Annotated in this window: 22 protein-coding genes; all 22 read left to right on the forward strand. The window is 60.3% G+C overall.

Annotated elements, in window-relative coordinates; translation table 11 throughout:
* The first annotated feature begins 154 nt into the window (after positions 1 to 154).
* The 22 genes from mutS to nusA all read left to right on the forward strand — a co-directional run bounded on the left by mutS (position 155) and on the right by nusA (position 24,557).
* Positions 155 to 2,899 (forward strand): DNA mismatch repair protein MutS, encoded by a 2,745-nt coding sequence (gene mutS, locus JJ917_11505; protein MBO6699448.1) that lies wholly within the window; start codon positions 155 to 157, stop codon positions 2,897 to 2,899.
* Positions 2,900 to 2,924: 25 nt separating this feature from the next.
* Positions 2,925 to 5,816 (forward strand): [protein-PII] uridylyltransferase, encoded by a 2,892-nt coding sequence (locus tag JJ917_11510; protein ID MBO6699449.1) that lies wholly within the window; start codon positions 2,925 to 2,927, stop codon positions 5,814 to 5,816.
* Positions 5,817 to 5,833: 17 nt separating this feature from the next.
* On the forward strand, positions 5,834 to 7,417 hold the full coding sequence (gene murJ, locus JJ917_11515) for a murein biosynthesis integral membrane protein MurJ (protein ID MBO6699450.1): 1,584 nt from the start codon (positions 5,834 to 5,836) through the stop codon (positions 7,415 to 7,417).
* Positions 7,418 to 7,477: 60 nt separating this feature from the next.
* Positions 7,478 to 8,512, forward strand: a complete 1,035-nt coding sequence (trpS, locus tag JJ917_11520) for a tryptophan--tRNA ligase (protein ID MBO6699451.1) — start codon at positions 7,478 to 7,480, stop codon at positions 8,510 to 8,512.
* Between the two features lie 36 nt (positions 8,513 to 8,548).
* Positions 8,549 to 9,043, forward strand: coding sequence for a universal stress protein (locus JJ917_11525; GenBank protein ID MBO6699452.1), 495 nt, complete (start codon positions 8,549 to 8,551; stop codon positions 9,041 to 9,043).
* Positions 9,040 to 9,279 carry a DUF2164 domain-containing protein gene (locus JJ917_11530; GenBank protein ID MBO6699453.1) on the forward strand — a complete coding sequence of 80 codons (240 nt, stop codon included), beginning with the start codon at positions 9,040 to 9,042 and terminating at the stop codon, positions 9,277 to 9,279. Before JJ917_11525 ends, JJ917_11530 begins: the two co-directional genes overlap by 4 nt.
* Positions 9,279 to 10,025, forward strand: coding sequence for a metallophosphoesterase family protein (locus tag JJ917_11535; GenBank protein MBO6699454.1), 747 nt, complete (start codon positions 9,279 to 9,281; stop codon positions 10,023 to 10,025). The genes JJ917_11530 and JJ917_11535 overlap by 1 nt, the downstream gene beginning before the upstream one ends.
* Positions 10,026 to 10,238: 213 nt before the next feature.
* Positions 10,239 to 10,802, forward strand: a complete 564-nt coding sequence (locus JJ917_11540) for a NifU family protein (GenBank protein ID MBO6699455.1) — start codon at positions 10,239 to 10,241, stop codon at positions 10,800 to 10,802.
* 133 nt (positions 10,803 to 10,935) lie between these two features.
* Positions 10,936 to 11,664, forward strand: a complete 729-nt coding sequence (gene tsaB, locus JJ917_11545; protein MBO6699456.1) for a tRNA (adenosine(37)-N6)-threonylcarbamoyltransferase complex dimerization subunit type 1 TsaB — start codon at positions 10,936 to 10,938, stop codon at positions 11,662 to 11,664.
* Between the two features lie 9 nt (positions 11,665 to 11,673).
* On the forward strand, positions 11,674 to 12,210 hold the full coding sequence (locus tag JJ917_11550; protein ID MBO6699457.1) for a GNAT family N-acetyltransferase: 537 nt from the start codon (positions 11,674 to 11,676) through the stop codon (positions 12,208 to 12,210).
* Positions 12,211 to 12,253: 43 nt separating this feature from the next.
* A complete protein-coding gene (locus JJ917_11555) occupies positions 12,254 to 12,694 on the forward strand; it encodes a transcriptional repressor (GenBank protein MBO6699458.1) in 441 nt (146 codons plus the stop codon).
* Entirely contained in the window at positions 12,691 to 13,509 is an 819-nt protein-coding gene (locus JJ917_11560; protein MBO6699459.1) for a 1-acyl-sn-glycerol-3-phosphate acyltransferase, read from the forward strand. The genes JJ917_11555 and JJ917_11560 overlap by 4 nt, the downstream gene beginning before the upstream one ends.
* Before the next feature lie 103 nt (positions 13,510 to 13,612).
* Positions 13,613 to 15,022, forward strand: a complete 1,410-nt coding sequence (gene miaB / locus JJ917_11565) for a tRNA (N6-isopentenyl adenosine(37)-C2)-methylthiotransferase MiaB (GenBank protein MBO6699460.1) — start codon at positions 13,613 to 13,615, stop codon at positions 15,020 to 15,022.
* A 47-nt stretch (positions 15,023 to 15,069) separates the two neighbouring features.
* Complete coding sequence (locus JJ917_11570) at positions 15,070 to 16,092, forward strand: PhoH family protein (protein ID MBO6699461.1); 1,023 nt, start codon at positions 15,070 to 15,072, stop codon at positions 16,090 to 16,092.
* Positions 16,089 to 16,592, forward strand: coding sequence for an rRNA maturation RNase YbeY (gene ybeY / locus JJ917_11575; GenBank protein ID MBO6699462.1), 504 nt, complete (start codon positions 16,089 to 16,091; stop codon positions 16,590 to 16,592). The genes JJ917_11570 and ybeY overlap by 4 nt, the downstream gene beginning before the upstream one ends.
* An 83-nt stretch (positions 16,593 to 16,675) precedes the next feature.
* Positions 16,676 to 17,815: an HlyC/CorC family transporter gene (locus tag JJ917_11580; GenBank protein MBO6699463.1), complete on the forward strand. Its 1,140-nt coding sequence runs from the start codon at positions 16,676 to 16,678 to the stop codon at positions 17,813 to 17,815.
* 9 nt (positions 17,816 to 17,824) lie between these two features.
* Positions 17,825 to 19,465 (forward strand): apolipoprotein N-acyltransferase, encoded by a 1,641-nt coding sequence (gene lnt, locus JJ917_11585; GenBank protein ID MBO6699464.1) that lies wholly within the window; start codon positions 17,825 to 17,827, stop codon positions 19,463 to 19,465.
* Positions 19,466 to 19,587: 122 nt separating this feature from the next.
* A complete protein-coding gene (locus JJ917_11590) occupies positions 19,588 to 20,028 on the forward strand; it encodes a helix-turn-helix domain-containing protein (GenBank protein ID MBO6699465.1) in 441 nt (146 codons plus the stop codon).
* Between the two features lie 200 nt (positions 20,029 to 20,228).
* Positions 20,229 to 21,425 carry a methionine adenosyltransferase gene (locus tag JJ917_11595; GenBank protein ID MBO6699466.1) on the forward strand — a complete coding sequence of 399 codons (1,197 nt, stop codon included), beginning with the start codon at positions 20,229 to 20,231 and terminating at the stop codon, positions 21,423 to 21,425.
* Positions 21,397 to 22,125, forward strand: coding sequence for a tRNA (guanosine(46)-N7)-methyltransferase TrmB (gene trmB, locus JJ917_11600; GenBank protein MBO6699467.1), 729 nt, complete (start codon positions 21,397 to 21,399; stop codon positions 22,123 to 22,125). Before JJ917_11595 ends, trmB begins: the two co-directional genes overlap by 29 nt.
* A gap of 134 nt (positions 22,126 to 22,259) precedes the next feature.
* Positions 22,260 to 22,898: a ribosome maturation factor RimP gene (gene rimP / locus JJ917_11605; GenBank protein ID MBO6699468.1), complete on the forward strand. Its 639-nt coding sequence runs from the start codon at positions 22,260 to 22,262 to the stop codon at positions 22,896 to 22,898.
* Between the two features lie 30 nt (positions 22,899 to 22,928).
* Positions 22,929 to 24,557 (forward strand): transcription termination/antitermination protein NusA, encoded by a 1,629-nt coding sequence (gene nusA, locus JJ917_11610; GenBank protein ID MBO6699469.1) that lies wholly within the window; start codon positions 22,929 to 22,931, stop codon positions 24,555 to 24,557.
* Positions 24,558 to 24,570: the final 13 nt, after the last annotated feature.

Raw genomic sequence — 24,570 nt, forward strand, 5'->3', positions numbered from 1 at the left:
TCTTGTTGATTGGTGGGGGCGGACCTTAGGGGCCGTTGGCCATAAGAGGAAGTGCGCTGCAACAAAAAACCGGAGGCGTTCGCCCAAAGCGCTATACACCGCTTTCAAGGCCGCTGGTTCTGGCGTTTGCACCGGTGTTTGCTAGATAGGGTGGATGGATGCCGCCCCCGCCCCGACACGCGCCGACGCAAAAGGGTCGTCCCTGCCTGATACGGTGGGCGCAACGCCTGTCATGGCGCAGTATCTGGAGATCAAGGCCGCCAATGCCGACAGCCTGCTTTTCTTCCGAATGGGCGACTTTTATGAGCTGTTCTTCAACGACGCCGCCATAGCCGCGCAGACGCTCGGCATCGCGCTTACCAACCGTGGCAAGCATCAGGGTGCGGACATCCCGATGGCCGGCGTGCCGGTTCATGCAGCGGACGACTATCTGCAACGGCTGATAGCTGCCGGTCACAAGGTGGCCGTCTGCGAGCAGATCGAAGACCCAGCGGAAGCCAAAAAACGCGGCTCCAAAGCCGTGGTGAAGCGTGATGTGGTGCGCCTTGTCACGCCCGGCACGCTGACCGAGGACACGCTTTTGCCGGCGCGCGCCTCCAACTGGCTGGTTGCGCTGGCGCCGGACGCCAATGGCGAAACCGTCGGCCTTGCGTGGTTGGACCTTTCCACCGGTGCCTTTCGGCTCAGCGAGATATCAAGCGAGCGTGTCGAGGCAGAGCTGGCGAGGCTAGCACCGGCCGAATCGCTGTATCCCGACACGATTGATCCGGACAGCCCGATCCAAGTGGCGCTTGGTCGGTTGGGTGGCGCGCTCTCGCCGCAGCCCGGCGCGGTGTTCCATGGCGGACAGGCGGGCGAAAAAGTGGCGCAGGCGTTTGGTGTTGCCTCCACCGATGCGTTCGGTGAACTCTCCCGGTGCGAGTTACGCGCAGCCTCGGCCCTGATCGGCTATGTGGAGCGCACGCAAAAACAGGCCTTTGCAAGCTTGCAACCGCCGCAGCGCGAACGTGCAGACGGCACGATGGCTATCGATGAAGCGACGCGTTCTAGCCTTGACTTGGTGCGGGCTCGGTCGGGTGAAAATGCCACGACACTGCTTGCCGCGGTGGATGCGTGCGTGACCTCGGCTGGGACGCGGCGGTTGGCCGACCAGCTTTCTGCACCGCTTACCGATTTGGGCGCAATCGGCGCCCGCCACGATGCCATTGGTTGGTTCGTGGATGATCCAGCCGTCCGTGCCGATGTCCGCGCCAGGCTAAAAGGTGCGCCGGATATTTCTCGCTCGTTGTCGCGTGTGATGCTTGGGCGCGCCGGTCCACGCGACCTGGTGGCGATGGGTGCGGCGCTTGATCAGGCGGGCATGGTTCATGACCTGCTGCAAGGCGATCTCCCATCGCTCGTTGGCCAGGCGAAGGAGGGACTTGCTGAACGCCCTATGGCGCTGGCTGGTCGTTTGGTGGATGAGCTCTCCGACAGCCCGCCGCTGCTTGCCCGTGATGGCGGGTTTGTCGCCAAGGGTGTGGATGCCGACCTCGATGCGGCACGGTCCTTGCGCGATGATGCGCGCAAAGTGATTGCGGGCTTGCAGGCCACCTATAGCGCGCAGACGCAGGCCAAGTCGCTCAAAATCAAGCACAATGGCGTGCTTGGTTACTTCATCGAAGTGCCCACGCTACAAGCTGCTCCGCTGCAAGAGCAAGCGGAGATGTTCTTCCATCGCCAGACCATGGCCAATGCCATGCGCTTTTCCACCAAGGAACTGGCCGAACTGGAAGCGAAGATTGCCAGTGCCGGCGCGCGCGCCACGGCACTGGAAGTGGCGCGGTTCGAAGAGCTTTGCGAGGCAATCAAAGAGAAGCGACACAGTATTCAGGGCGTTGCCGATGCGCTTTCACAACTCGATGTGGCCGCAGGCCTTGCTGAAACAGCCGTCCGGGAGAGCCTGGTTCGCCCGCAGATGCGCGATGATTTGTCCTTCCAGATCGAAGCTGGGCGCCACCCGGTGGTTGAAAAAGTCATGCGTCAGGACGGCAAAGAGCACTTCGTCGCCAATGACTGCGCGCTAGGAGCCGAGGGCGATGATGCCGGTACGGTCCATCTGGTAACCGGTCCGAACATGGGCGGCAAATCAACATTTTTGCGACAAAACGCGCTGATTGCGATCCTCGCCCAAGCCGGATGCTATGTGCCCGCCAGATCAGCAACCCTTGGTCTTGTCGATGCGCTGTTCAGCCGTGTCGGCGCCGCCGACGATCTGGCACGCGGGCGATCAACCTTCATGGTCGAGATGGTGGAAACCGCTGCGATCCTTCATCAAGCAAGCCCCCGCTCGCTGGTAATCCTGGACGAGATCGGTCGCGGCACGGCCACCTATGACGGGCTCTCCATCGCCTGGGCCTGCGTTGAACATCTGCATGATGAAAGTCGCTGCCGGGCACTTTTTGCCACCCACTACCACGAGCTGACCGTGCTTTCCGAACGCTTGGAGCGTGTCGACAACCGCACGCTCAAGGTCAAGGAGTGGGAAGGCGATGTCATCTTTCTGCACGAAGTCGTGCCAGGAGCGGCCGATCGCTCCTACGGCCTTCAGGTGGCCAAGCTCGCCGGCCTTCCCGCGCCGGTGGTTGCGCGGGCACGCTCGGTTCTCGATCATCTTGAAACGCGCCAGGATAGCGGTGAAAAAGCCAATGGAGACGGCGGTCTGTTTGAAGGCCTTCCACTTTTTTCAGCCGCCAAGCCGGTAGCCGCGACGACAGCGCCAACCCAGGAGCAGATTGGTGCGGCGGCTCACGCCAAGCTTTCGGCACTTTTGGCAGGCCATGACCCTGACCAAATGACGCCACGCCAAGCGCTCGATTTCGTTTATGATCTGGCCAAACAGCTGAAAGATCCTGCCTAACATGCCCGCCAGACGCCCCCGCACGATGCCCAAGCTCGTCCAACGTGACGACGCCCCACCGCTTCTTGATGGCGAGGCGCTTTACATTGAGATGCGCGATGCGATCGAAAGCGCTGGCTCGTATGATGATGCCCATGCCGACCTGATCCCGATCGTCAAAGCGGCGGTGGTCAACATCCTGCAAACCGCCGAGGCACTTTTGCTGGAGGACCGCGGCGGCCTGGCCTGCGCCCAGCGCCTGTCGCTTGCCGAAGACATTCTGATCCAGACGCTCTATCGCGTTGTCACCGAGTATCGCTATCCGCTGGTGAACCCCTCGCAGGGCGAGCGCATCGCGGTTTGCGCCGTCGGCGGCTATGGCCGGGGAACGCTTGGCCCGCAATCGGACATCGATCTTCTTTTTCTGCGCCCCGCCAAACAGACCCCGTGGGGCGAACAGGTTGTCGAAAGCCTGCTCTATTTTCTCTGGGATTGCGGCTTCAAGGTGGGTCACGCCACGCGCACCGTGGATGAGTGCGTGAAGCTTGCCAAAACCGACATGACAATCCGCACCGCGCTTTTGGAAACGCGGTACATTCTTGGCGATGCGCCGCTGTTTCAAACATTCCAGAGCGCGTTTCAGGATCAGGTCGTCAAAGGCTCAGCGGCCGAATTCGTCTCGGCCAAGCTTGGCGAACGCGATGCCCGGCATAAAAAACAGGGGTCCTCACGCTATGTGGTCGAACCCAATGTGAAGGAATCCAAGGGCGGCCTGCGCGATCTCAACACGCTTTTTTGGATCGGCAAATATGTCTACCAGGTCGATACTGAGGCGGAGCTGGTCACCAAGGGTGTGTTCACGCGGCGCGAATACAACGCGTTCGTGAAGGGCAGCGACTTCCTGTGGGCAACACGCTGCCACATCCATTTTCTGATGCGTCGGCCCGACGACCGTTTGTCGTTCGACCTGCAAGGCGATATTTCCCAACGCCTTGGCTACACCGACCATCCCGGCATGCAGCCGGTCGAGCGATTCATGAAGCACTATTTTCTGGTTGCCAAGGATGTCGGCGATCTGACCCGCATTCTGTGCGCGCGTTTGGAGGAGAACGAAGCCAAACCGACGCCGATCCTAGATCGCATGCTCGGGCCGCTGCGCCGTCGCAATGTCAAAACGCTGCCGGGCAACACCGATTTTCTGGTCGATAACTTCCGCCTCAACGTGGCGCGCGAAACGGTGTTCTCCGAGGATCCGGCGAACCTGCTTCGTTTCTTTCAACTGGCCGACAAATATGGGTTGGCGCTTCATCCCGACGCCACGCGGCTGGTCACCCTGTCGCTGAAACTCGTCACACCGGCGATGAAGAATGATCCCGATGCGAACGCCATTTTCCTGGAGATTCTTTGTTCGAAGAACCGACCGGAGGCCACGCTTCGCCGCATGAACGAGACGGGCTTTTTGGGCAGATTTGTGCCGGATTTCGGCAAAGTCGTCGCGATGATGCAGTTCAATATGTACCACCATTACACGGTGGACGAGCATCTGCTGCGGACGGTCGGCGTGCTCGCTCAGATCGAGAGCGGGCACTTGAAAGAAGAGCACCCGCTATCGGTCGTGTTGCTCCCGACCATTCAGAACCGACGCGCCTTGTACGTCGCACTATTCCTGCACGATATCGCCAAGGGTCGGCCGCAGGATCATTCCATCGAGGGCGCCAAGATCGCCCGACGCCTCTGCCCACGTTTTGGCCTGTCAGCCAGTGAAACGGAGCTGGTCGCCTGGTTGATCGAAGATCACTTGGTGATGTCGATGACCGCCCAGTCGCGCGATCTGTCTGATCCAACCACCATCGAAACGTTCGCCGCGCGTGTGCAGACGTTGGAGCGACTCAAGCTGCTTCTTATCCTGACGGTTTGCGACATTCGCGCCGTCGGGCCAGGCGTTTGGAACGGTTGGAAGGGCCAGCTCCTGCGCACGCTTTACTATGAAACCGAGATCATTCTCACCGGCGGGCACTCCGAGGCCGCCCGCGAACAGCGTGTGACGGCGGCGCAGGCGATGCTGTTCGAAGCTCTGCCGGATTGGAGCGAGGAAGAGCGCGAGGCTTATGCTGCCATGCACTACCCGCCCTATTGGCTGCGCACTGATCTCGACCGCAAGATCGCCCACGCGCACCTGATCAAGAACGCCGATGAGGCCGGCGAGGCCTTTGCGACGCTGACGGCAGTGCACAGCTTCGAAGGCGTGACGGAAATCGTGCTTTATACGCCCGACCACCCAAGGCTGCTTTCCACGATTGCGGCGGCGTGTGTCGCGGCCAAATCCGACATTGTCGGCGCGCAAATCCACACAACCGCCACCGGTAAGGCGCTCGATACGATCCTGATCCGCCAAGAGTTCGAGCAGGAGGCCGATGAGCGCCGCCGCGCTGATCGTATCGCCGCGACGCTGGAAAGTGCGCTGAAAGGCGATGTGCATCTGCCGCCGATGATGGCTGAAAAAGGCAAGGTCAAAGGCCGCGTCAAAGCCTTCAAGGTGCCGCCGGAGGTAATGATCGACAATCAGGGCTCGGAGCGTTTCACCGTGATCGAGGCAGCTGGCCGCGATCGCCCGGGCCTGCTTCACGATCTAGCAAGTGCGCTGGCCGACCTCTCGCTCGACACGCATTCAGCCCATGTCGCAACCTTCGGGGAGCGCGTGGTCGACGTGTTCTATGTGACCGATCTCATGGGCCAAAAAGTAACGCGGCGGGCCAAATTGAACGCCATCAAAGCCAAGCTGGAAGACGTGCTTGGTGGAACGCCTGCCAAACCGCGGCCTGCGGCCCTTGCGCGTCGTGGTCGCGGCAATGCCGCTGTGCCGGACCCGTCTGAGCCAGCACCATCGACGCCTGCGCCGCGCCCGGCCCGGCGTTCGAAATCCAAAGCGCGCTCCTAACCTATGGAGTTGGCGGTGTGAGCCTGCTGCGCAACTTCGCAACCGTCGGCGGTGCGACGCTGTCGAGCCGCGTGCTTGGGTTTGTCCGTGATATACTGATGGCAGCCGCGTTGGGCACAGGGCCCGTGGCTGATGCCTTCGTGGTCGCGTTTCGGTTTCCCAACCTATTTCGCCGCCTGTTTGCCGAAGGCGCCTTCAACTCCGCCTTCGTGCCGCTGTTCGCGCGAACGCTTGAGGGCGAGGGGCGCGAGGACGCCAAAGCCTTTGCACAGGAGGCGATGGCCGGACTGTTGACCGTTCTCGCCCTGGTTACCGCGGTTGCGATGATCGCCATGCCGCTGCTGATGCTGGTCCTGGCGCCAGGTTTCATTGGCGACCCGGACAAGTTCGACCTAACGGTGTTTCTGACCCGGATCACTTTCCCCTATCTCACGCTGGTTTCGATCCTGGCGTTGATATCGGGCGTGTTGAACGGGCTTGGACGGTTCGCAGCGGCGGCTTTCGCGCCGACACTGCTCAATGTCGTTCTGATCGGCGTGCTCTGGGCGTTGCTGGAAGCCGATCTGGCAGGCGAGGCTGAGGCGGGTATGTGGCTGGCCATCGGCGTGGTCATTGGCGGCTTTGCCCAGCTGGCATTGGTTGTCGGCGATCTGCACCGCGCCGGATTTCTGCTCAAGCTGGTGCGGCCGCGCTGGTCAGAGCGGATGAAGCGGCTGGTTTCCTTAGGGGTGCCGGGGGTCATTGCCGGCGGCATCACGCAGATCAACATCGTTGTCGGCACCATGATCGCCTCGCTCCAAGCGGGCGCGGTTTCGCTGCTCTACTATGCCGACCGGCTCTATCAATTGCCGCTTGGCGTGGTCGGCATCGCCATCGGCGTCGTGCTACTGCCGGAACTGTCACGTCGATTGAAAGCCGGCGATGAAGCGGGTGTCAAAGTCGCAAGTGCCCGGTCGCTGGAGTTCGCCATGCTGCTGACGCTTCCGGCGGCTGTGGCGTTGGCCGCCATCCCGGTGCCGCTGGTGTCGGTGCTGTTCGAGCGTGGCGCCTTCGGCGAAGAGGCACGCATCGGCACGGCGGCGGCTTTGCAAGCTTTTGCCATTGGCCTGCCAAGCTTTGTCTTGATCAAGGTCTTCTCGCCGGCCTTTTTTGCCCGCGAAGACACCAAAACGCCAATGCTGGTCGGCGGCCTTTCGGTGGCGGTGAACGTTGCCTGTTCCCTGGCGCTGTTTCCGTTCATCGGCCATGTCGGCATCGCGTTGGCGACCAGCCTGGCCGGCTGGGTCAATGCGCTGGTGCTTTATTATCTCATTGTCAAACGCGGCTATTGGCACATCGAACGCGCCTTGATGGTCAAAGTCGCAATCCTGCTTGGGTGTGCGATCGCCATGGGCGCGCTGCTCATCGGACTTGCCGGGCTGCTTGAGACGCAGCTTGCCATCACCTCACCACTGCTGATGCGGGTTAGCGCGCTTGCTGGCTTGGTGCTTGCTGGGGTGCTCACCTTTTTTGGCCTCGCGCACGTTACAGGCGCGGCGAAACTAGGCGAAATGAAGCGTATGCTGACCCGCAAGCCCATGCCCGATCAGGGCGCATCTTGATAAGGCGAGGAAGACCCGCGATAAGGCGGACCGCTTTTCAATCCTTCAGGACACATCGTCATGAGTGAACCATCTGGGACCCCAGCTGGCACGACCTTCGAACCGCGCGTCTTTTCCGGTGTTCAACCCTCCGGCCAGCTGACGCTCGGTAATTATCTAGGCGCGATCCGCAATTTCGTGCCGCTGCAAGACACGCATACCTGCCTGTATTGCATGGTCGATCTTCACGCGATCACCGTTTGGCAAGACCCTGAAGAACTGGCGCGGGCAACACGGCATGTGGCGGCGGCTTTCATCGCCTCGGGGCTCGATCCGGTGAAATCAGCGCTGTTCAATCAGAGCCAGGTTGCCGAGCACACGCAGCTGGCCTGGGTTTTCAACTGCGTGGCACGCCTGGGCTGGCTTAACCGCATGACCCAGTTCAAGGAAAAGGCTGGTAAGGATCGCGAAAAGGCGAGCGTTGGCCTCTACGCTTATCCAACGCTCATGGCCGCCGACATCCTGCTTTACAAGGCAACCGCCGTGCCGGTTGGCGAAGACCAAAAGCAGCATCTGGAACTGACGCGCGACATTGCCCAGAAATTCAACAATGACTGGGGCAAAGAGGTCTTCCCGCTGACCGATCCGCTTATCCTGGGCGATGCAACGCGCGTGATGAGCCTGCGTGATGGCACCAAGAAGATGTCGAAGTCTGACCCATCCGATCTATCGCGGATCAACATGTCGGATGATCGCGACACGATCGCTAGAAAGTTCAAAAAAGCGAAGACCGATCCAGAGCCTTTGCCGGAAACCTTGGAAGGCTTGGAAGGCCGCCCGGAAGCCGACAATCTGGTCGGCATCTATGGCGCCCTGGCGGGCATCAGCAAGGCGGATGTGATCGCGCAGTTTGGCGGTCAGGGCTTCGGTGCGTTCAAACCTGCCCTTGCCGAGGTCGCGGTGGAAAGGCTTGGACCTATTCGCGATGAGATGGTGCGGATCGAGAGCGATCAAGCGGCGCTGGACGCTGTGCTGCGCGATGGCGCAGAGCGGGCGCGCGAAATCGCAATACCCGTGCTGGATGAAGTCTATGACGTGCTAGGATTGGTGCGGTAGGCTACGCGCCACTCGATAGGACGGGCGGAGAAAACCATGCTCAAAGCACGCCGAGCCTTTGACGAAGGCCATCAGCGCAAGTTTCTGGTGGTTCTCGACGATACGCCTGAGTGCGAGCGTGCGGTGATCTATGCTGCCCGCCGTGCGGAACGGACCGGCGGTGGGCTCTCCATGCTTTACCTTGTGCCTCCATCTGAGTTTCAGCATTGGCTTGGTGTGGAAGAGATCATGCGCGCCGAGGCCCAGGCCGAGGCTGATGCGACGGTCGATCGCTATACCGGTCTGCTGCGTGCGCGCGGGCTGTCGCTGACGCCGGAACGGTTGGTGCGCGAAGGCACAGCGCTGGAAGAAATCACCCAATTGATCCACGACGATGAAGACATCGCCATTCTGGTGCTGGGCGCCGGTCTCGGCAAAGACGGCCCAGGACCGCTGGTCACCGCGATTGCCGCGCGCGGCGGCGGCTTCCCCGTGCCGGTGACCATCGTGCCTGGCGATATGGACGATGCGACCATCGAAGCCATCGCATGACCAAGCTAAACCTGTCGCCGGAGCGCCGCGCCGAACTTGTCACGGCCCTCCAAGCCTATTTCAGCGATGAGTTCGACGAGACCTTGAGTGCCTTTCGCGCCGAAGAACTGCTGACTTTCATGATCGGACAGCTCGGTCCGTCGCTCTACAATGCCGGCATTCAGGATGCGCGGGCATATCTTGCGGAAAAGCTCGACGATCTGGATATCGAACTCACCCTGGACGAGACGAGCTGATGCGCTTTGCCGCCGTCGCCGACATTCATGGCAACGCGCTTGCACTCGAGGCTGTGATCGAGGACTTGCAACGCGAAGGAATCGACCAGATCGTCAATCTCGGCGACGTGCTGTCGGGACCGATCGACCCTGCTGGCGTGGCCGAGCGGATCATTCCGCTCGGCTGGCCGACGGTCCGCGGCAATCATGATCGCTATCTAATCGAGCAAGACCCCGACGCCATGGGTCCGACCGATGCGGTAACGCATGCAGCGCTGTCTCCAACGCATCTTGATTGGCTGCGGACCTTGCCAACCAGCCTCACTCCGTTTCCGAGCGTTTACGCCTGTCATGCGACGCCGCGCGCCGATGATACCTATTGGATGGAACGGGTTTTGCCCGACGGTACGATCCGCCAGGCAACCCGGGATGAACTGGAAGAGCAGATCGATGAACATGCTGCGGGTGCTAATCTCCTGCTGTGCGGTCATACGCACATTCCGCGCATTGCGCGGCTTTCATCCGGTCACGTGCTGGTGAACCCCGGATCGGTCGGCTGCCCGGCCTATACCGACGAACTGCCTGTTCCACATAGAATGCAGGCCGGAACGCCGAACGCGAGCTACGCGATCCTGACGCAGCGGGATGAGCGATGGGACGTGACGTTCCGTTCGGTGCCCTATGATCACGATACAGCAGCAGCTCAGGCCCGCGCCTATGATCGCGAAGATTGGGCACGGGGGCTGGAATCCGGCTGGCTGACCTGATTTGCCACATACACAACCGAAGCGACGCGATATAGCCGGCCCAATTTGACCGGCAAAGTGTTCATTAGAACCTTTCCAAACTAGCACTTTTGCGTCATAACCAATCTCAAAGAACGCCAGCAACGTAGACGGTTCAGACAACCGCCGCGCGCGGCGTGACAAAGCGGCCGGTCGCCCCCTCATGCGGCAACGCGGCCCCGTTTGGAGGTTTTTATGTTCATTCAAATCGAGTCGACGCCAAACCCGTCCACCCTGAAATTCCTGCCCGGCAAAAACGTGTTGGAAGAAGGCACGCTCGACTTTCGCTCGGCCACTGGCGCGGAAAAATCGCCGCTGGCGCAGCGTCTTTTTGCGATTCCCGGCGTGACCGGCGTGTTTTTCGGCCAGGATTTCGTCACCGTGACCGCTGATGTGGAAGATTGGTCGCACATCAAGCCGGCAATCCTTGGCGGAATCATGGAGCATTTCGTGACCGGCATGCCAATCCTCATCGAGGATGCCGATGAAACGCCAGACAGCGATGGCGCGGAGTTTTTTGCCGAAGATGATCGCGCGATGGTCGATACGATCAAAGAGCTACTGGAAACGCGCGTGCGCCCAGCCGTGGCTCAGGATGGCGGCGACATCACCTTCAAGGGCTTCCAGGATGGCGTTGTCTATTTGAATATGCGCGGCGCCTGCGCTGGGTGCCCGTCCTCGACGGCGACCTTGAAGAACGGCATCGAAAACCTACTTCGCCACTTTGTGCCGGGTGTCGAGGAAGTGCGAGCAAGCTGACTGTCCCATAGGATTGGCGCGCTGATTGTTTCTTTCGCGGAATAGATGGCGCGTCAGACTTTTGCAGGCGCGACCCATCTCTACAGGTTTCCCCGACTGCCTGTTCCGCACAGCGCTCGCTTAGGTTGATGGCATGACCCCTGGTTCCCTAGCGCCGGTTGATAAGACCGGGCTCATCCTAAGCATCGACACCGCTGGGCCGGCCTGCCAAGCGGTGGTGTCAGATGGCGCGCGTGTTGTTAGTTCGCGTTCAATGACCATGTTGCGCGGCCATGGCGAAGCCTTGATCCCGATGGTGGAAGATGGGCTCGGCGAGGCCGTCATCACCTATGAAGACCTTGATCGCGTCGCCGTCACGGTTGGTCCGGGCTCGTTCACCGGCATGCGCGTTGGCCTAGCCGCGGCACGCGGATTCTCGGCGACTTTGAATATCCCCATTGTTGGGATTGGTACGCTGGAAGCCATGGCGGTGACCGATCGCCTGGCGAGTGACGTGGCCGCGGTTCGATGTGTCGCCATCGATGCCCGCAATGGCTTGGTTTACGGCCAGCGATTCGAGATCGATGGAACGGCGATGGAGCAGCCGAGCGTCATGGCTGACCTGGTTTTTGCCGCTTCGGTTCCCCAAGGTGGCCGTCTTGTCGGGCCAGCAACGCCCATCATTGCCGCGCTTGCACGCTCGGCCGGCAAACAGGTCACGCTTGGAGACAGCGCGCAGGTGCCCTCCATTGAAGCGCTGGCCGAGCTAGCGGCGGCCAGCGATGCTGGTGAAAAACCGCGGCCGCTTTACCTAAAACCGGCCGATGCCATTGCTGCCAAGCCTGCCGGATTACGCGTTGGATCGAGCATCGGCAGCGTGTAGACTCGCTGCATGTCGACCTCTTCTGCATTTGATGATTGGTACCATTGGGCCGTTGATCCCTTGCGTGCGGGCGTCACGCGGATGCGAATCGTCGAAAACGCCACGGTGGAGGAGGCCGGCGAACTAGCGGCGTTGCATGACGCTGCCTTCCCAATCGGTTGGAACGCTGAAGACCTTGCCGGTCTGATCGATGATCCAGCGGTGACGACGTGCATGATCCGGCCGTTGAGCTGGTTCGGTCGCGGTCCGGTCGAGGGGTTCATCATGGTGCGCCAGGCCGGCGACGAAGGCGAGGTGCTGACCTTTGCGGTTGCGGGGCATTGCCGCGGTCGTGGCTATGGGACACGGTTGCTCGATGATGCCTTGATGGCGCTGCGCCAAAAAGGTGTACGCGCCGTGTTCCTTGAAGTTGCTGACGGCAATGAGAGCGCGATCACGCTTTACCGGCGCCGGGGATTCACCCAAGTTGGTGAGCGTCCGGCCTATGCTACGCAAGCCGATGGATCGAAAGTCCGCGCGCTTGTCATGCGCCGAGAATACGGGTAGCCACCCGGGCACCTAGCCAAATGGGGAAGGGGTCCTGACCTTGATGCCGCAGAACGCCCGCCAGACCGATATTCCGCTTGAAGATCTGTGCGCCCAACGCGGCATGCGCATGACCGACCAGCGGCGGGTCATTGCGCGGGTGATCGACCAGGCGGACGATCATCCAGATGTGGAAGAGCTCTACGCCCGCGCCTCGGCAATTGACGGCAACATATCCATGTCGACGGTCTACCGAACGGTGAAACTGTTTGAGGAATCCGGCATTGTTGCGCGCCTTGATTTTGGCGATGGACGCGCGCGCTACGAACAAACGCCCGACGAGCATCACGACCACCTTATCGACGTGACGACGGGCAAAGTGATTGAATTTTCCGATCCGGAGATAGAAGCGCTGCAAGAAAAGATCGCCGAACGGCTGGGCTTCAAACTGGTGGACCATCGGCTCGAGCTTTTCGGGCGTCCCTTGAAGCGAGAAGGCTCATGATGGCCGATCTGCATCCCGGTGAGCGCCCACGCACCTGGGACATCGTGCGAGCAACGTTCAAGATGATCCCCCTGATCATCGCACTCATCGTGCTGGCGCCGATCCAATGGCTCGCCAATCTGTTGCGGCTCAAAGCCGTGTCCTCGCGACTTCCCATCGCTTTCCATGCCATCGCCCTTTGGTGCATGGGTGTGCGCGTGCGGTTCGAGGGCTCGAAACTGGCCAAGGGGCCGGTGGTGCTCGCTGGCAACCATGTCTCGTGGCTCGACATTGTGATGATCGGGGCGCGAGGGCGGTTTCGGTTCATCTCCAAAGACGATGTTGCCGACTGGCCAGTGTTCGGCACCCTGGCCCGGCTGCAAAACACGCTTTTTGTCAGCCGCACCCGCAAGACCGACACCGGCAAGATGGCGGATACGATGCGTCAAGCGCTCGCCGATGGTGATCGCTTGGTGCTGTTTGCCGAAGGCACGACCAGTGATGGCGGGCAAGTCCTGCCGTTTCGTCCCGCACTTCTGGGTGCGCTGGTGGAAGACGCCAAAGATGTGATGGTGCAACCCTTCACGATCGCCTATCTGCGCCGCGATGGCCTGCCAATTTCTCGCGGGCAACGGGCAACACTTGGCTGGTACGGCGATCTTGATCTGCTGCCGAGCTTGCTCGACACCATCCATGGTGGACCGCTTGATGTGGTGATGGTGCTTGGCGAGCCGATGAACGTTGCCGAACTGGGCGGACGCAAACGCGCCGCCAAGGCGATGGAACAGGAAGTGCGGCAGACGCTGGCGATGAAGTTGCGTGGTCGCGACAGCTAAGCGCCGCTGAGGCCGCTTGGCCCTAGGCGGACCGGCGTTTATTCGCTAAACACCGCCGATCATTCTCCGACAGGTCTTCTCTCCAAAAGGTTTCGGCCGACGTATGAGTTCGCACAACGCACCCGCTGCCAAGAAGGTCTTCATCAAGACCTATGGCTGCCAGATGAACGTCTATGATTCCGACCGTATGGCAGACGCCTTGGCGCCTGCCGGCTTCACGCCGACGCAGGACCAGACTGATGCCGACCTGATCCTGCTCAACACCTGCCACATACGCGAGAAGGCTGCCGAGAAGGTCTATTCGGAGCTTGGCCGCCTGCGCAAAGTGAAGGGTGAACGCGCCGCGCTTGGCAAAGAGACGATGATCGGCGTTGCCGGTTGCGTCGCGCAGGCCGAGGGCGAAGAGATCGCCAAGCGCGCCGGCGTGGTCGATCTGGTGGTCGGTCCGCAAAGCTATTCCGCGCTGCCGGACATGGTTGCGCGCGCTGGCCAAGGCGAACGGGTCGTGCTCACCGAGTTTCCCGATGAGGACAAATTCGACGTCATCGGCATGACGCCAAAGAAGGTGCTCGCCAGCCGCGGGCCAACCGCGTTCCTGACCGTTCAAGAAGGTTGCGACAAGTTCTGCACCTTCTGTGTGGTGCCCTACACTCGCGGCGCGGAAGTATCGCGAGACGTGGCGAAAATCCTCGCTGAAGCCCACGCCATGGTCGATGCCGGGGTGCGCGAGATCACTTTGCTCGGGCAGAACGTCAATGCCTATCACGGCGAAGGACCAGACGGGCAGGCTTGGTCGCTAGCCAAGCTCTTGTACGCGCTGGCCGAGATTGATGGGCTTTGGCGCCTGCGTTACACGACCAGTCACCCGCGCGACATGGATGATGATCTGATCGTTGCGCATCGCGATCTACCCGAAGTGATGCCCTATTTGCATCTGCCGGTGCAGTCGGGTTCCGACCGCATCTTAAAGGCGATGAACCGGCGGCACACAGCTGATGAGTATCGCCGCTTGATTGACCGCATTCGGGCGGTTCAGCCTGATCTTGCCCTGTCCGGCGATTTCATCGTCGGATTTCCCGGTGAGACCGATCAGGATTTTGACGACACGATGCAGCTCATCCGCGATGTGGAGTACGCCGCTGCGTTCTCGTTCAAATACTCCCCGCGCCCAGGAACACCAGGCGCGTTGATGGATGACCATGTGCCGGACGATGTGATGACGCAGCGCTTGCACGCGCTTCAGGCGCTGATCACCAGCCAACAGCAGGCGTTTCAGCAAAGCCGCGTCGGCCGCAGCTTCCCAGTTCTGTTTGAGAAAATAGGGCGCAATGAAGGCCAATTGGTTGGCCGCTCGCCCTGGCTACAGCCGGTCAATGTGCAGGCGCCGAAAAGCATGCTGCGAAGCTTGCAAACCGTCACAATTACGCACACCGGGACCAATAGTCTGTTTGCAGATCTTGCCGAATCAGGTCCCATCTCGACCGTTGAACCCATGCTGGAGGCCGCCTCTTGAACGATCTCACCGAGACCCAACCCTCTGTGGAAGGTCACGCGTCCGATTTGGCGCACATCGTGGTGGAGTTCGATGACAACCGGCTGGTGGGCGACCTTTACGGTCAATTTGACCAAAACCTCGCGATCATCGAGCACAAGCTTGGTGTTGATGCTGCTGCGCGCGGCAACAAGGTTTCCATCAAGGGCACGCCGGATGCTTGCGCGCTCGCCCGTCAGGTTCTCGACAGTTTGTACAAGCGTTTGGAGCAGGGGCACACGCTCCACCCCGGCGATGTCGATGGCGCAGTACGCATGGCCGAAACGGCCTCAGCCCAGCTGAACCTACCGGCCATTGAACCACGTGGCGGCAAGCTTGCTTTGGCGACCATCGGCACGCGCAAGAAAACCATTACGGCCCGTAATCCTGCGCAGGATGCCTATATTCGCGCGCTCGACCGTGCGCAGATGGTGTTCGGCACTGGCCCTGCCGGCACCGGCAAGACCTATCTGGCCGTGGCGTATGCTGCCGCGCTTTTGGAGCGCGGCGATGTGGAACGGATGATTCTCTCACGCCCAGCGGTCGAAGCTGGTGAGCGGCTCGGCTTTTTGCCGGGCGATATGAAAGAGAAGATCGACCCTTATCTGCGCCCGCTTTACGACGCGCTCTATGACATGATGCCGGCCGACAAAGTTGAGAAAGGCTTGCAGAACCAGGTCATCGAAATCGCGCCGCTTGCCTTTATGCGCGGGCGCACGCTGGCCAACGCCGTGGTGATCCTTGATGAGGCGCAGAACACCACCTCAATGCAGATGAAGATGTTCCTGACCCGCCTCGGCGAGGGGTCAAAGATGATCATCACCGGCGATCCGAGCCAGGTCGATTTGCCGCCTGGCCAAGTTTCAGGCCTTGCCGAGGCTTACCGGATGCTGCGCGAGATCGATGGGATCGTGCACCTAAAATTCCGGGCCGAAGATGTGGTCCGCCATCCGCTGGTTAGCGAAATCGTCTCAGCCTATGACGAGGCGGCGCGCCGAAGGGTCCGTGCCGCCGCTGAACGTCAAGCGCCACTTCTGGGCGGGGACCGGTGAGGCCAAACATCGACCTCGTCATAGAGGCTGGAGACTGGCCAGAGGAAGACACCCTTTCGACCTGGTTCGAAGCCGCCATTGGCGCGGCGACATCGGCCACAGACTTCAACCTTGCCCTTGGCGAGATCAGCGTCGTTCTGACCGATGATCCAGCGATGCAAACGATCAATTGGGAGCATCGCGGCAAGGACAAGCCGACCAACGTGCTTTCCTTCCCCGCCCTTGCGTCAGATGCTCTTGCTGAGCTGAATGGAAAGCGCCCGTTTTTGCTCGGTGACCTTGTTTTCGCCTTGCAGACGATAGAGAGGGAAGCGGAGGCTGGCCAAATCAGCCTGCATGCCCATATGAGCCATCTGATCGTTCATGGTTTTTTGCACCTTCTGGGCTATGATCATGAAGAAGACCTGCAAGCAGAGGCCATGGAAGCGCTCGAAACGCGCATTCTGGCGACGCTTGACATAGCCGATCCCTATCGGGGCGGCGCAATGACGACCGTGTAACAAGGATCGCAGCTGGCAAAATCGGCTGCACGCTGATGACCGACGACGCTTCGAGCTTAGAGCCCTCCAGTACGGGCCGTCAGATGACGGCCCCTTCCAACCCACAATCGCAAACTGCACGCGCAGCATCTTCGGACGCCCCCTGGGTGAACCGATTGTTTGGCTGGCTGAAACCGGCCACGAACGGCACGGATCTGCGCACCGACCTTGAAGACGCGCTGGAGGAAGACCAAGGCATTGGTCATGATTTCTCTCCCGAAGAACGGTTGATGCTGCGCAACATTTTGCGCCTGCGCGAAACGCGCACCGAAGACGTGATGGTGCCGCGCGCTGATATCGTCGCCATCGATCAATTGGTTCCGCTTGGTCAGGTGCTGGAAAACCTGCGCAGTTCCGGCCATTCGCGCATGCCGGTTTTTGATGGTTCGCTCGATCACCCGGTCGGCATGGTCCACATCAAAGACGTCGTGTCCTATCTGATTGACCGGGCGCGCAACGAGGACACCTCGCCGCGCAATCGCGCGCGGGCGCGCAAAGCCGCGGTCGAGCAGGGCAGTGGCAAGGCGACAGAGACCGCGCAGGCTGCGGGTTTTGATCTGCGCAAGATCGATCTTGATACCAATTTGAAAGATGCCGGAATCGCTCGCCCGCTCTTGTTCGTGCCGGCCTCTATGTCGGCGACCGATCTGATGGCGCAGATGCAGGCGAACCGCGTCCAGATGGCGCTGGTGATCGATGAATATGGCGGCACCGATGGCCTCATCAGCCTGGAAGATCTGATTGAAACCGTCGTGGGCGATATCGAGGACGAGCACGATGATGAGGTCGCGCCGCATTTCGATGCGATCGGCGATGGCGGTTATGTGGCCGATGCGCGTGTTCCCATCGAAGACGTTCAGAAGGTTTTCGGCGATCTTTTCGAGATCGACGAGGATGATGCTGATGAGATCGATACGTTGGGTGGTCTGGTGTTTACGGCGCTCGGTCGCATTCCGGTGCGTGGCGAGTTGATCGATACGGTCGAAGGGCTCGACATCGAGGTGACGGATGCCGATCCGCGCCGCATCAAACGCCTAAAGGTCTATCCGGCAGGCCTGCGCCGCCGCGACCCACGCGCACCGCGACGCGCCAGCCGTCCAGCGACGCAGCTTGATGGTGACCAGGCCGATCGTGCAGCGAGTGGCCAAGACAACGAGCCGTTCGATCAAGCAACAGGGACCTAACCGGACGCCATGCTGAGCGGTGTGCACGCCATCGCGGACGGCCTGGTTCTGATGCATGGATGGCGCAGGCTGGCCGCGGCGTTTTTTGCCGGTGCCGTGAGCGTGCTGGCGATGCCACCGCTGTTTATTGCCCCGGTCCTTTGGCTCACGCTGCCCGCTCTTGTGCTGTTGCTTGATGGCGCCGATGCAGATCCAGCGCCCGCGAAAAACAGCCGCTGGATATCCCGCCTCATCGGGCCCTCGTTTGCCGTCGGCTGGTGGTTCGGCTTCGGGTTTTTTCTGGCAGGGCTTTATTGGATTGGCGAAGCGCTTCTGGTGGATGCTGCTGCCCATGGCTGGCTCATCCCCTTCGCACTGACATTGATCCCCGGCGGCCTGGCGCTTTTTATCGCGCTGCCTTGCGCGATCGCCGGGCGGTTTTGGAGCACCGGCTTTTCCCGAGTCGGCATGCTCGCCTGCCTACTGGCAGTCTTTGAAGCCTTGCGCGGCGTGCTATTCACCGGGTTCCCCTGGAATGGCTTCCACAGCGCGCTCGGCCTGCACGACGGTTTGCTGCAAGGCCTGTCTTTGACCGGCCCGCTGGCGGCGAGCCTCCTGGTGTTGCTCGTAGCAATGGTGCCAACAGGACTTTGGCCACGCGACGTGGTCGGACGTGGCTCGCGTGTCGCAGCGCTCGCTTGCGTCTTCGCCTTGATCGTGTGGGCAAGTTACGGCGCGCTGCGGCTAGCTGGAACATCACCAGAGATGGTTCCCGATGTTGCGATGCGGATCGTCCAGCCCAACATTGCCCAAGACGAGAAATGGGACCCCACCCTTCGCGAGGCCCATGTCGCGACGCTGCTTGAGCTGACCACGCGACAGACGGGCGCTGAACAATTGGGTGTTTTGGGTGTCAGCCATGTTGTTTGGCCGGAATCCGCGTTCCCTTTCCTGCTGACGCAACGCCCTGACGTGTTGGCGGCCATCGGCCAGACCTTACCTCTCGGGGTCAATCTGCTGTCAGGCGCCATCCGCGCCGAGCCGCGGGGAAGCGATGCTCGGGTTTTCTACAATTCGGTCTACGCGCTCAACGATCGCGGCGAGATCGTCGATGCCTATGACAAGGTGCGCTTGGTGCCGTTTGGTGAGCAGCTTCCGTTCGCCGATCTCATCGACCGAATCGGGCTGCGCCCATTGGTGTCAGCTCCCGCCGGTTTTGTGGCCGGTTCTGGCGCGGACACATTGCGGTCGACTAATGGTTTAGCTGGCTTAGCGCTCGTTTGTTACGAAGCGATCTTCACCGGATTTGTGCGTGAGGGCGTGCAAACGAATCAGCCCGACTATCTGCTCAACGTCACAAATGATGCCTGGTTCGGGTCTAGCGCCGGTCCGCACCAACATTTTTTTCAGGCGCGTCTGCGATCAGTGGAAACCGGCTTACCACTTGTACGCGCGGCCAACACCGGCATCAGCGCAATGGTTGATCCTTACGGTCGTGTCACTAATGCACTGGGTATCAACGAACAGGGCGTCATTGACGTTGCGCTCCCAGAAGCTTTGCCGACAACTTTTTTTGTCCGCTTGGGAAATACGCCGTTTTGGCTTATACTCGCTATGATTTTAGCATCTTCTTATTACTACCAGGGGAAGCAAAAACCGGTTTTAGCTTGAGTCAAAGCCTCTTGCTTTATACACCTATAGTGTCATTCATGAACTAAAGTACCCATTCACTTGTGCACGAAAGGACCTGCACGTTCCGTAAGGGCATGCGGGGTATGGTCAAAGTCTACCCTATGGCTAACAAACGAGCGCCTAACCCAGTTGATGTCCATGTTGGTACCCGACTGCGCATGCGTCGCATGATGCTTTCGGTGAGCCAGGAAAAACTTGGCGAGGCGCTCGGCGTTTCGTTCCAACAAATCCAGAAATACGAAAAAGGAACGAATCGTATTGGCGCCGGTCGCCTGCGCGACATCGCCAACGAGCTGAAAGTTCCGATCTCTTATTTCTATGACGATCTGCCCGGTGAACAACCGGCCCTCGGCTTTGCCGAAGGCGGCGTCAGCTATGTTTCGGAACTGCTGACATCATCAGATGGTGTGGAGCTGACCCGGGCTTTTCTCCGCGTGAAGGACCCAGCCATTCGCCGCCGTATCGTTGAACTTGTGAAATCGATCGCCGGCCAGGATGAGTCCAACGGAGCGCCTGTCCAAAAGCCGGCATCCAACGGCTAACGCCAGCGATTCGTCGGCGGCCGTTCTTTGGCTGGCCGTCGACGCGACCCGGCAACTCTTGATTTCGAACCATCGCGATGGCATGACACCGCCCATCCGTTTTGACGAACGAGCGTTTGTTTTAACGAACGCCGTTTGATCGGATGATCGCGCGTGGGTTTCCCCACGCACCCTCTACCCCAGTTCCGGGATGCTCTTTCATGGCGCGCTCCTCCTATCTCTTCACCAGCGAATCGGTTTCTGAAGGCCATCCCGACAAGGTTTGTGACCGGATTTCCGACGAAATCGTCGATCTCTATTTCCGTACCGCGCTGACTGAGGGCATGGACCCCTGGCAGGTTCGCGTGGCTGCCGAGACGCTGACCACAACCAACCGCGTTGTGATTGCTGGTGAAACGCGTGGTCCGGCCTCGATCGGCCGGGAGCTGGTTGAAGAGGTTGCGCGCGCAGCGATCAAAGACATTGGCTATGAGCAGGATGGGTTCCACTGGAACATGGCCAATGTCGAAGTGCTGTTGCACGGCCAATCTGCCCATATCGCGCAGGGTGTCGATGCGGCGGGCAATAAGGATGAGGGCGCCGGCGACCAAGGCATCATGTTCGGTTATGCCTGCCGCGAGACGCCCGATTTGATGCCGGCGCCGATTTATTACGCCCACAAGATCTTGGAGCGGCTGGCGCAGGCGCGCAAATCCGGCGAGGCTGCCGTGCTTGGTCCAGATTCCAAGAGCCAGGTCACGCTCGCCTATGAAAACGGCATGCCGGTGCGGGCAACATCGATTGTTGTCTCCACCCAGCATTTGGACGCGGCCATGACGTCGGCCGATGTGCAGGCCGTGGTCGAGCCCTATGTGCGCGAAGTCCTGCCAGACGGATGGGTTACCGACGAAACAGTGTGGCACGTGAACCCGACCGGTGCGTTCGTGATCGGTGGGCCGGACGGCGATTGCGGCCTGACGGGTCGAAAGATCATTGTTGATACCTACGGCGGCGCGGCGGCCCATGGCGGCGGAGCGTTTTCGGGCAAGGATCCCACCAAAGTTGACCGCTCGGCAGCCTATGCGGCGCGCTATCTGGCGAAAAACGTGGTGGCTGCCGATTTGGCCGAATGGGCGCAGATCCAGCTTTCCTATGCGATTGGTGTAGCCCAACCTTTGTCGATCTACATCGACACCGGCGGCACAGCGAACGTCGATGAAGCCAAGCTCGAAGCCGCGCTCGGCGAGGTGATGGACCTCTCCCCACGCGGTATCCGCGCCCATCTTGATCTCAACAAGCCGATTTTCGCGCGCACCGCCGCTTATGGCCACTTTGGCCGCGATACCGACGCCGATGGTGGTTTCTCCTGGGAAAAACTCGATCTTGTCGATGATCTCAAGGCGGCCGTTGCCGGTTAAGGACGATCCTTCCAAGGAACGCTCGCGCGGTCTTCTCTACGGCCGGCGCAAGGGCAAGACGCTGCGTGATGCCAGGGCCAAAGCCTATGAGGAGGGCCTGGCGCGTCACGCGCTCGACCTTTCCAAGCCCTGCACCGCCTGGGAGAGCCTGTTTGACGCGCCGGTCAGCAGACTGGCGCTTGAGATCGGCTTTGGCGGCGGCGAGCATCTGCTGCACCAGTTGGACCAACAACCAGTGACGGGCTTCATTGGCTGCGAGCCCTTCGTCAATGGCATGGCGCGGCTGCTCGATGACGCGCAACGCCATGAGGGGCGCGACCGCCTGCGCGTCCATGAAGGCGATGCGCGTGAGGTGATCGCCTGGCTTCCCGATGCCTGCCTTGATCTTGTTTACCTGCTCTATCCCGATCCCTGGCCGAAACTGAAACACGAAAAGCGCCGCTTCATGGGCCTTGATACGCTCGATCTTCTACACCCGAAGATGAAGCCTGGCGCAGAGCTGCGCGTCGCCAGCGATATCGATGTCTATAAAGCGACGACGATCAAGGCCGGAAATGCGCATCCCGGGTTTGAGCGGTCGGACCGGAATACAGCTGAGCCCTGGGAGGATTGGACGCGCACGCGGTATGAGGCCAAGGCCATTCGGGAAGGGCGAACCCCGGCTTACTTCTCATTTTTTGCCAAAGTGTTGCCGCAATAACACAAAGCTCTTGCACCCTTGGCACTTTTGACCTATCTTTCCTCCAACACCTTCATCGTCAGACATCTGATTAGGGTGGGTCCCGCGCGGACCCGCCCTTTTCGTTTGGCACAAGCCTTTCCACCAGGACCTATATGACCGCACCGGAAATCGACACCAGCAACGATGCCAACACCGCGCGTGTTGTACGTGAGACTGGTCTTGCTGCGCGCGTTGCCGCGATTGTCGAGCCGGCGATTGAAGGGCTGGGCTACCGCTTGGTGCGCGTGAAGATCTCCGGACAAAACGGCTGCACGGTTCAGATCATGGCGGAGCGACCCGACGGCACCTTCACGATCGAGGATTGTGAAGCGGTGAGCCGCGATGTTTCACCGGTGCTCGACGTCGATGATCCGGTGAAGACCGCCTATCATCTAGAAGTGTCCTCGCCCGGTATAGACCGGCCCCTGGTTCGGCCGATCGATTTTGTGCGTGCGGTCGGTCACGATGCGAAAATTGAACTTTCACGACCCATCGACACCGGAACCGGCGAGAACCGCCGGCGCTATCGCGGCCTTATCCATGCCGCTCTCGATGAGACCGTAGAAATCACCATCGATGCAACCGGCGGCGCACTGACCGTTGCGCTGCCCTATGACGCCATCGAAGACGCCCGTTTGGTGATGACCGATGCTTTGATCGAGGCTGCTCAGAAGGCGCAAGACGCTGCGGCCGCCGACACCAATGACAATGACAGCAACAATGACGAGAACAACACCGGCAACCACGCCTAAACGCGTACCGGTGATCTAAGGAGAAGGCCCATGGCCGTCAGTGCTAACCGACTGGAATTGTTGCAGATCGCCGATGCGGTCGCGCGCGAAAAGTCGATTGACCGTGAGATCGTGATTTCCGCCATGGAAGACGCGATGGCGAAGGCCGCCCGCGCCCGCTATGGCTCGGAAACAGATATCCGCGCGACGATCAACCCGAAAACCGGTGAGTTGAAGCTGCAGCGCCTCATCCATGTGGTCGAAGAGGTGGAAAATCCCGACGCTCAGATGACCGTTGCCGATGCTAAGCACACGCTGCCCGACGCCGAAGTCGGATCGGTGATCTCCGAAGTGCTGCCACCGCTCGATTTTGGCCGCATCGCCGCGCAGTCGGCCAAGCAGGTTATTGTGCAGAAAGTGCGCGAAGCTGAACGCGATCGTCAGTTCGAAGAGTTCAAGGATCGCATCGGCGAGATCGTCAACGGAACGGTCAAGCGCGTTGAATATGGTAATGTGATTGTCGATCTTGGTCGTGGTGAAGCGATGCTGCGCCGCGATGAGCTGATCCCGCGTGAAATCTTCAAATATGGCGACCGCGTGCGGGCCTATGTGCTCGATGTGCGTCGCGAACAGCGCGGCCCGCAAATTTTCCTCTCACGCACGCACCCCATGTTCATGGTGAAGCTGTTCACCATGGAAGTGCCGGAAATCTACGACGGCGTCATCGAAATCAAACGCGTTGCCCGCGATCCGGGTTCGCGCGCCAAGATTGGCGTGATTTCAAACGACAGCTCCATTGATCCAGTGGGCGCCTGTGTTGGTATGCGCGGTTCGCGCGTCCAGGCCGTGGTGCAGGAACTTCAGGGCGAGCGCATCGACATCATTCCTTGGTCACCCGATGAGGCGACCTTCCTCGTCAATGCGTTGCAGCCGGCCGAAGTTGCTAAAGTTGTGCTCGATGAAGACACGCGGCGTATTGAAGTTGTGGTGCCGGAGGACCAACTGTCCCTTGCGATCGGTCGCCGCGGACAGAATGTGCGCTTGGCCTCTCAGCTGACCGGTTGGGATATCGACATCATGACCGAGGATGAAGAATCCAACCGTCGCCAGAAAGAGTTCGCCGAACGGTCCGATCTGTTCGTCAACGCACTCAATGTCGATGAAGTGGTTGGCCAGCTGTTGGCGTCCGAAGGCTTCGCGACCATGGAAGAGATTGCCTATGTGGAACGCGATGAAATCGCGACCATTGAAGGTTTTGACGATGAAACCGCCGACGAACTTCAAGCCCGCGCACGCGAGTATCTTGACGAGTTGGAAGCCAAAGCCGATGCGGAGCGTCGCGAACTTGGCGTGGAAGACACGCTGCGTCAGATCGACGGACTGACGACGCCGATGCTAGTGGCCCTTGGCAAGGATGAGGTGAAGACCATCGAGGACTTTGCCGGCTGTGCAACGGACGACCTGGTTGGTTGGAACGAGCGCAAGGATGGCGAAGTGGTTCGCTTCCCCGGCGCTCTTTCGGATTTCGACGTTTCGAAGACCGATGCCGAAGCGATGATCATGCAGGCGCGCGTTGCTGCCGGTTGGATCACAGCTGAAGAACTGATGGCGCAAAACGCCGAAGACGTCGAAGGCGAAACGGCCAACGAAGCCACGGAAGAAGAAGGAGCTCCCGCGTAAGCGGGGCTCTTTC

The organism is Hyphomicrobiales bacterium (assembly GCA_017642935.1).
Classification (GTDB): Bacteria; Pseudomonadota; Alphaproteobacteria; order Rhizobiales; family MH13; genus MH13.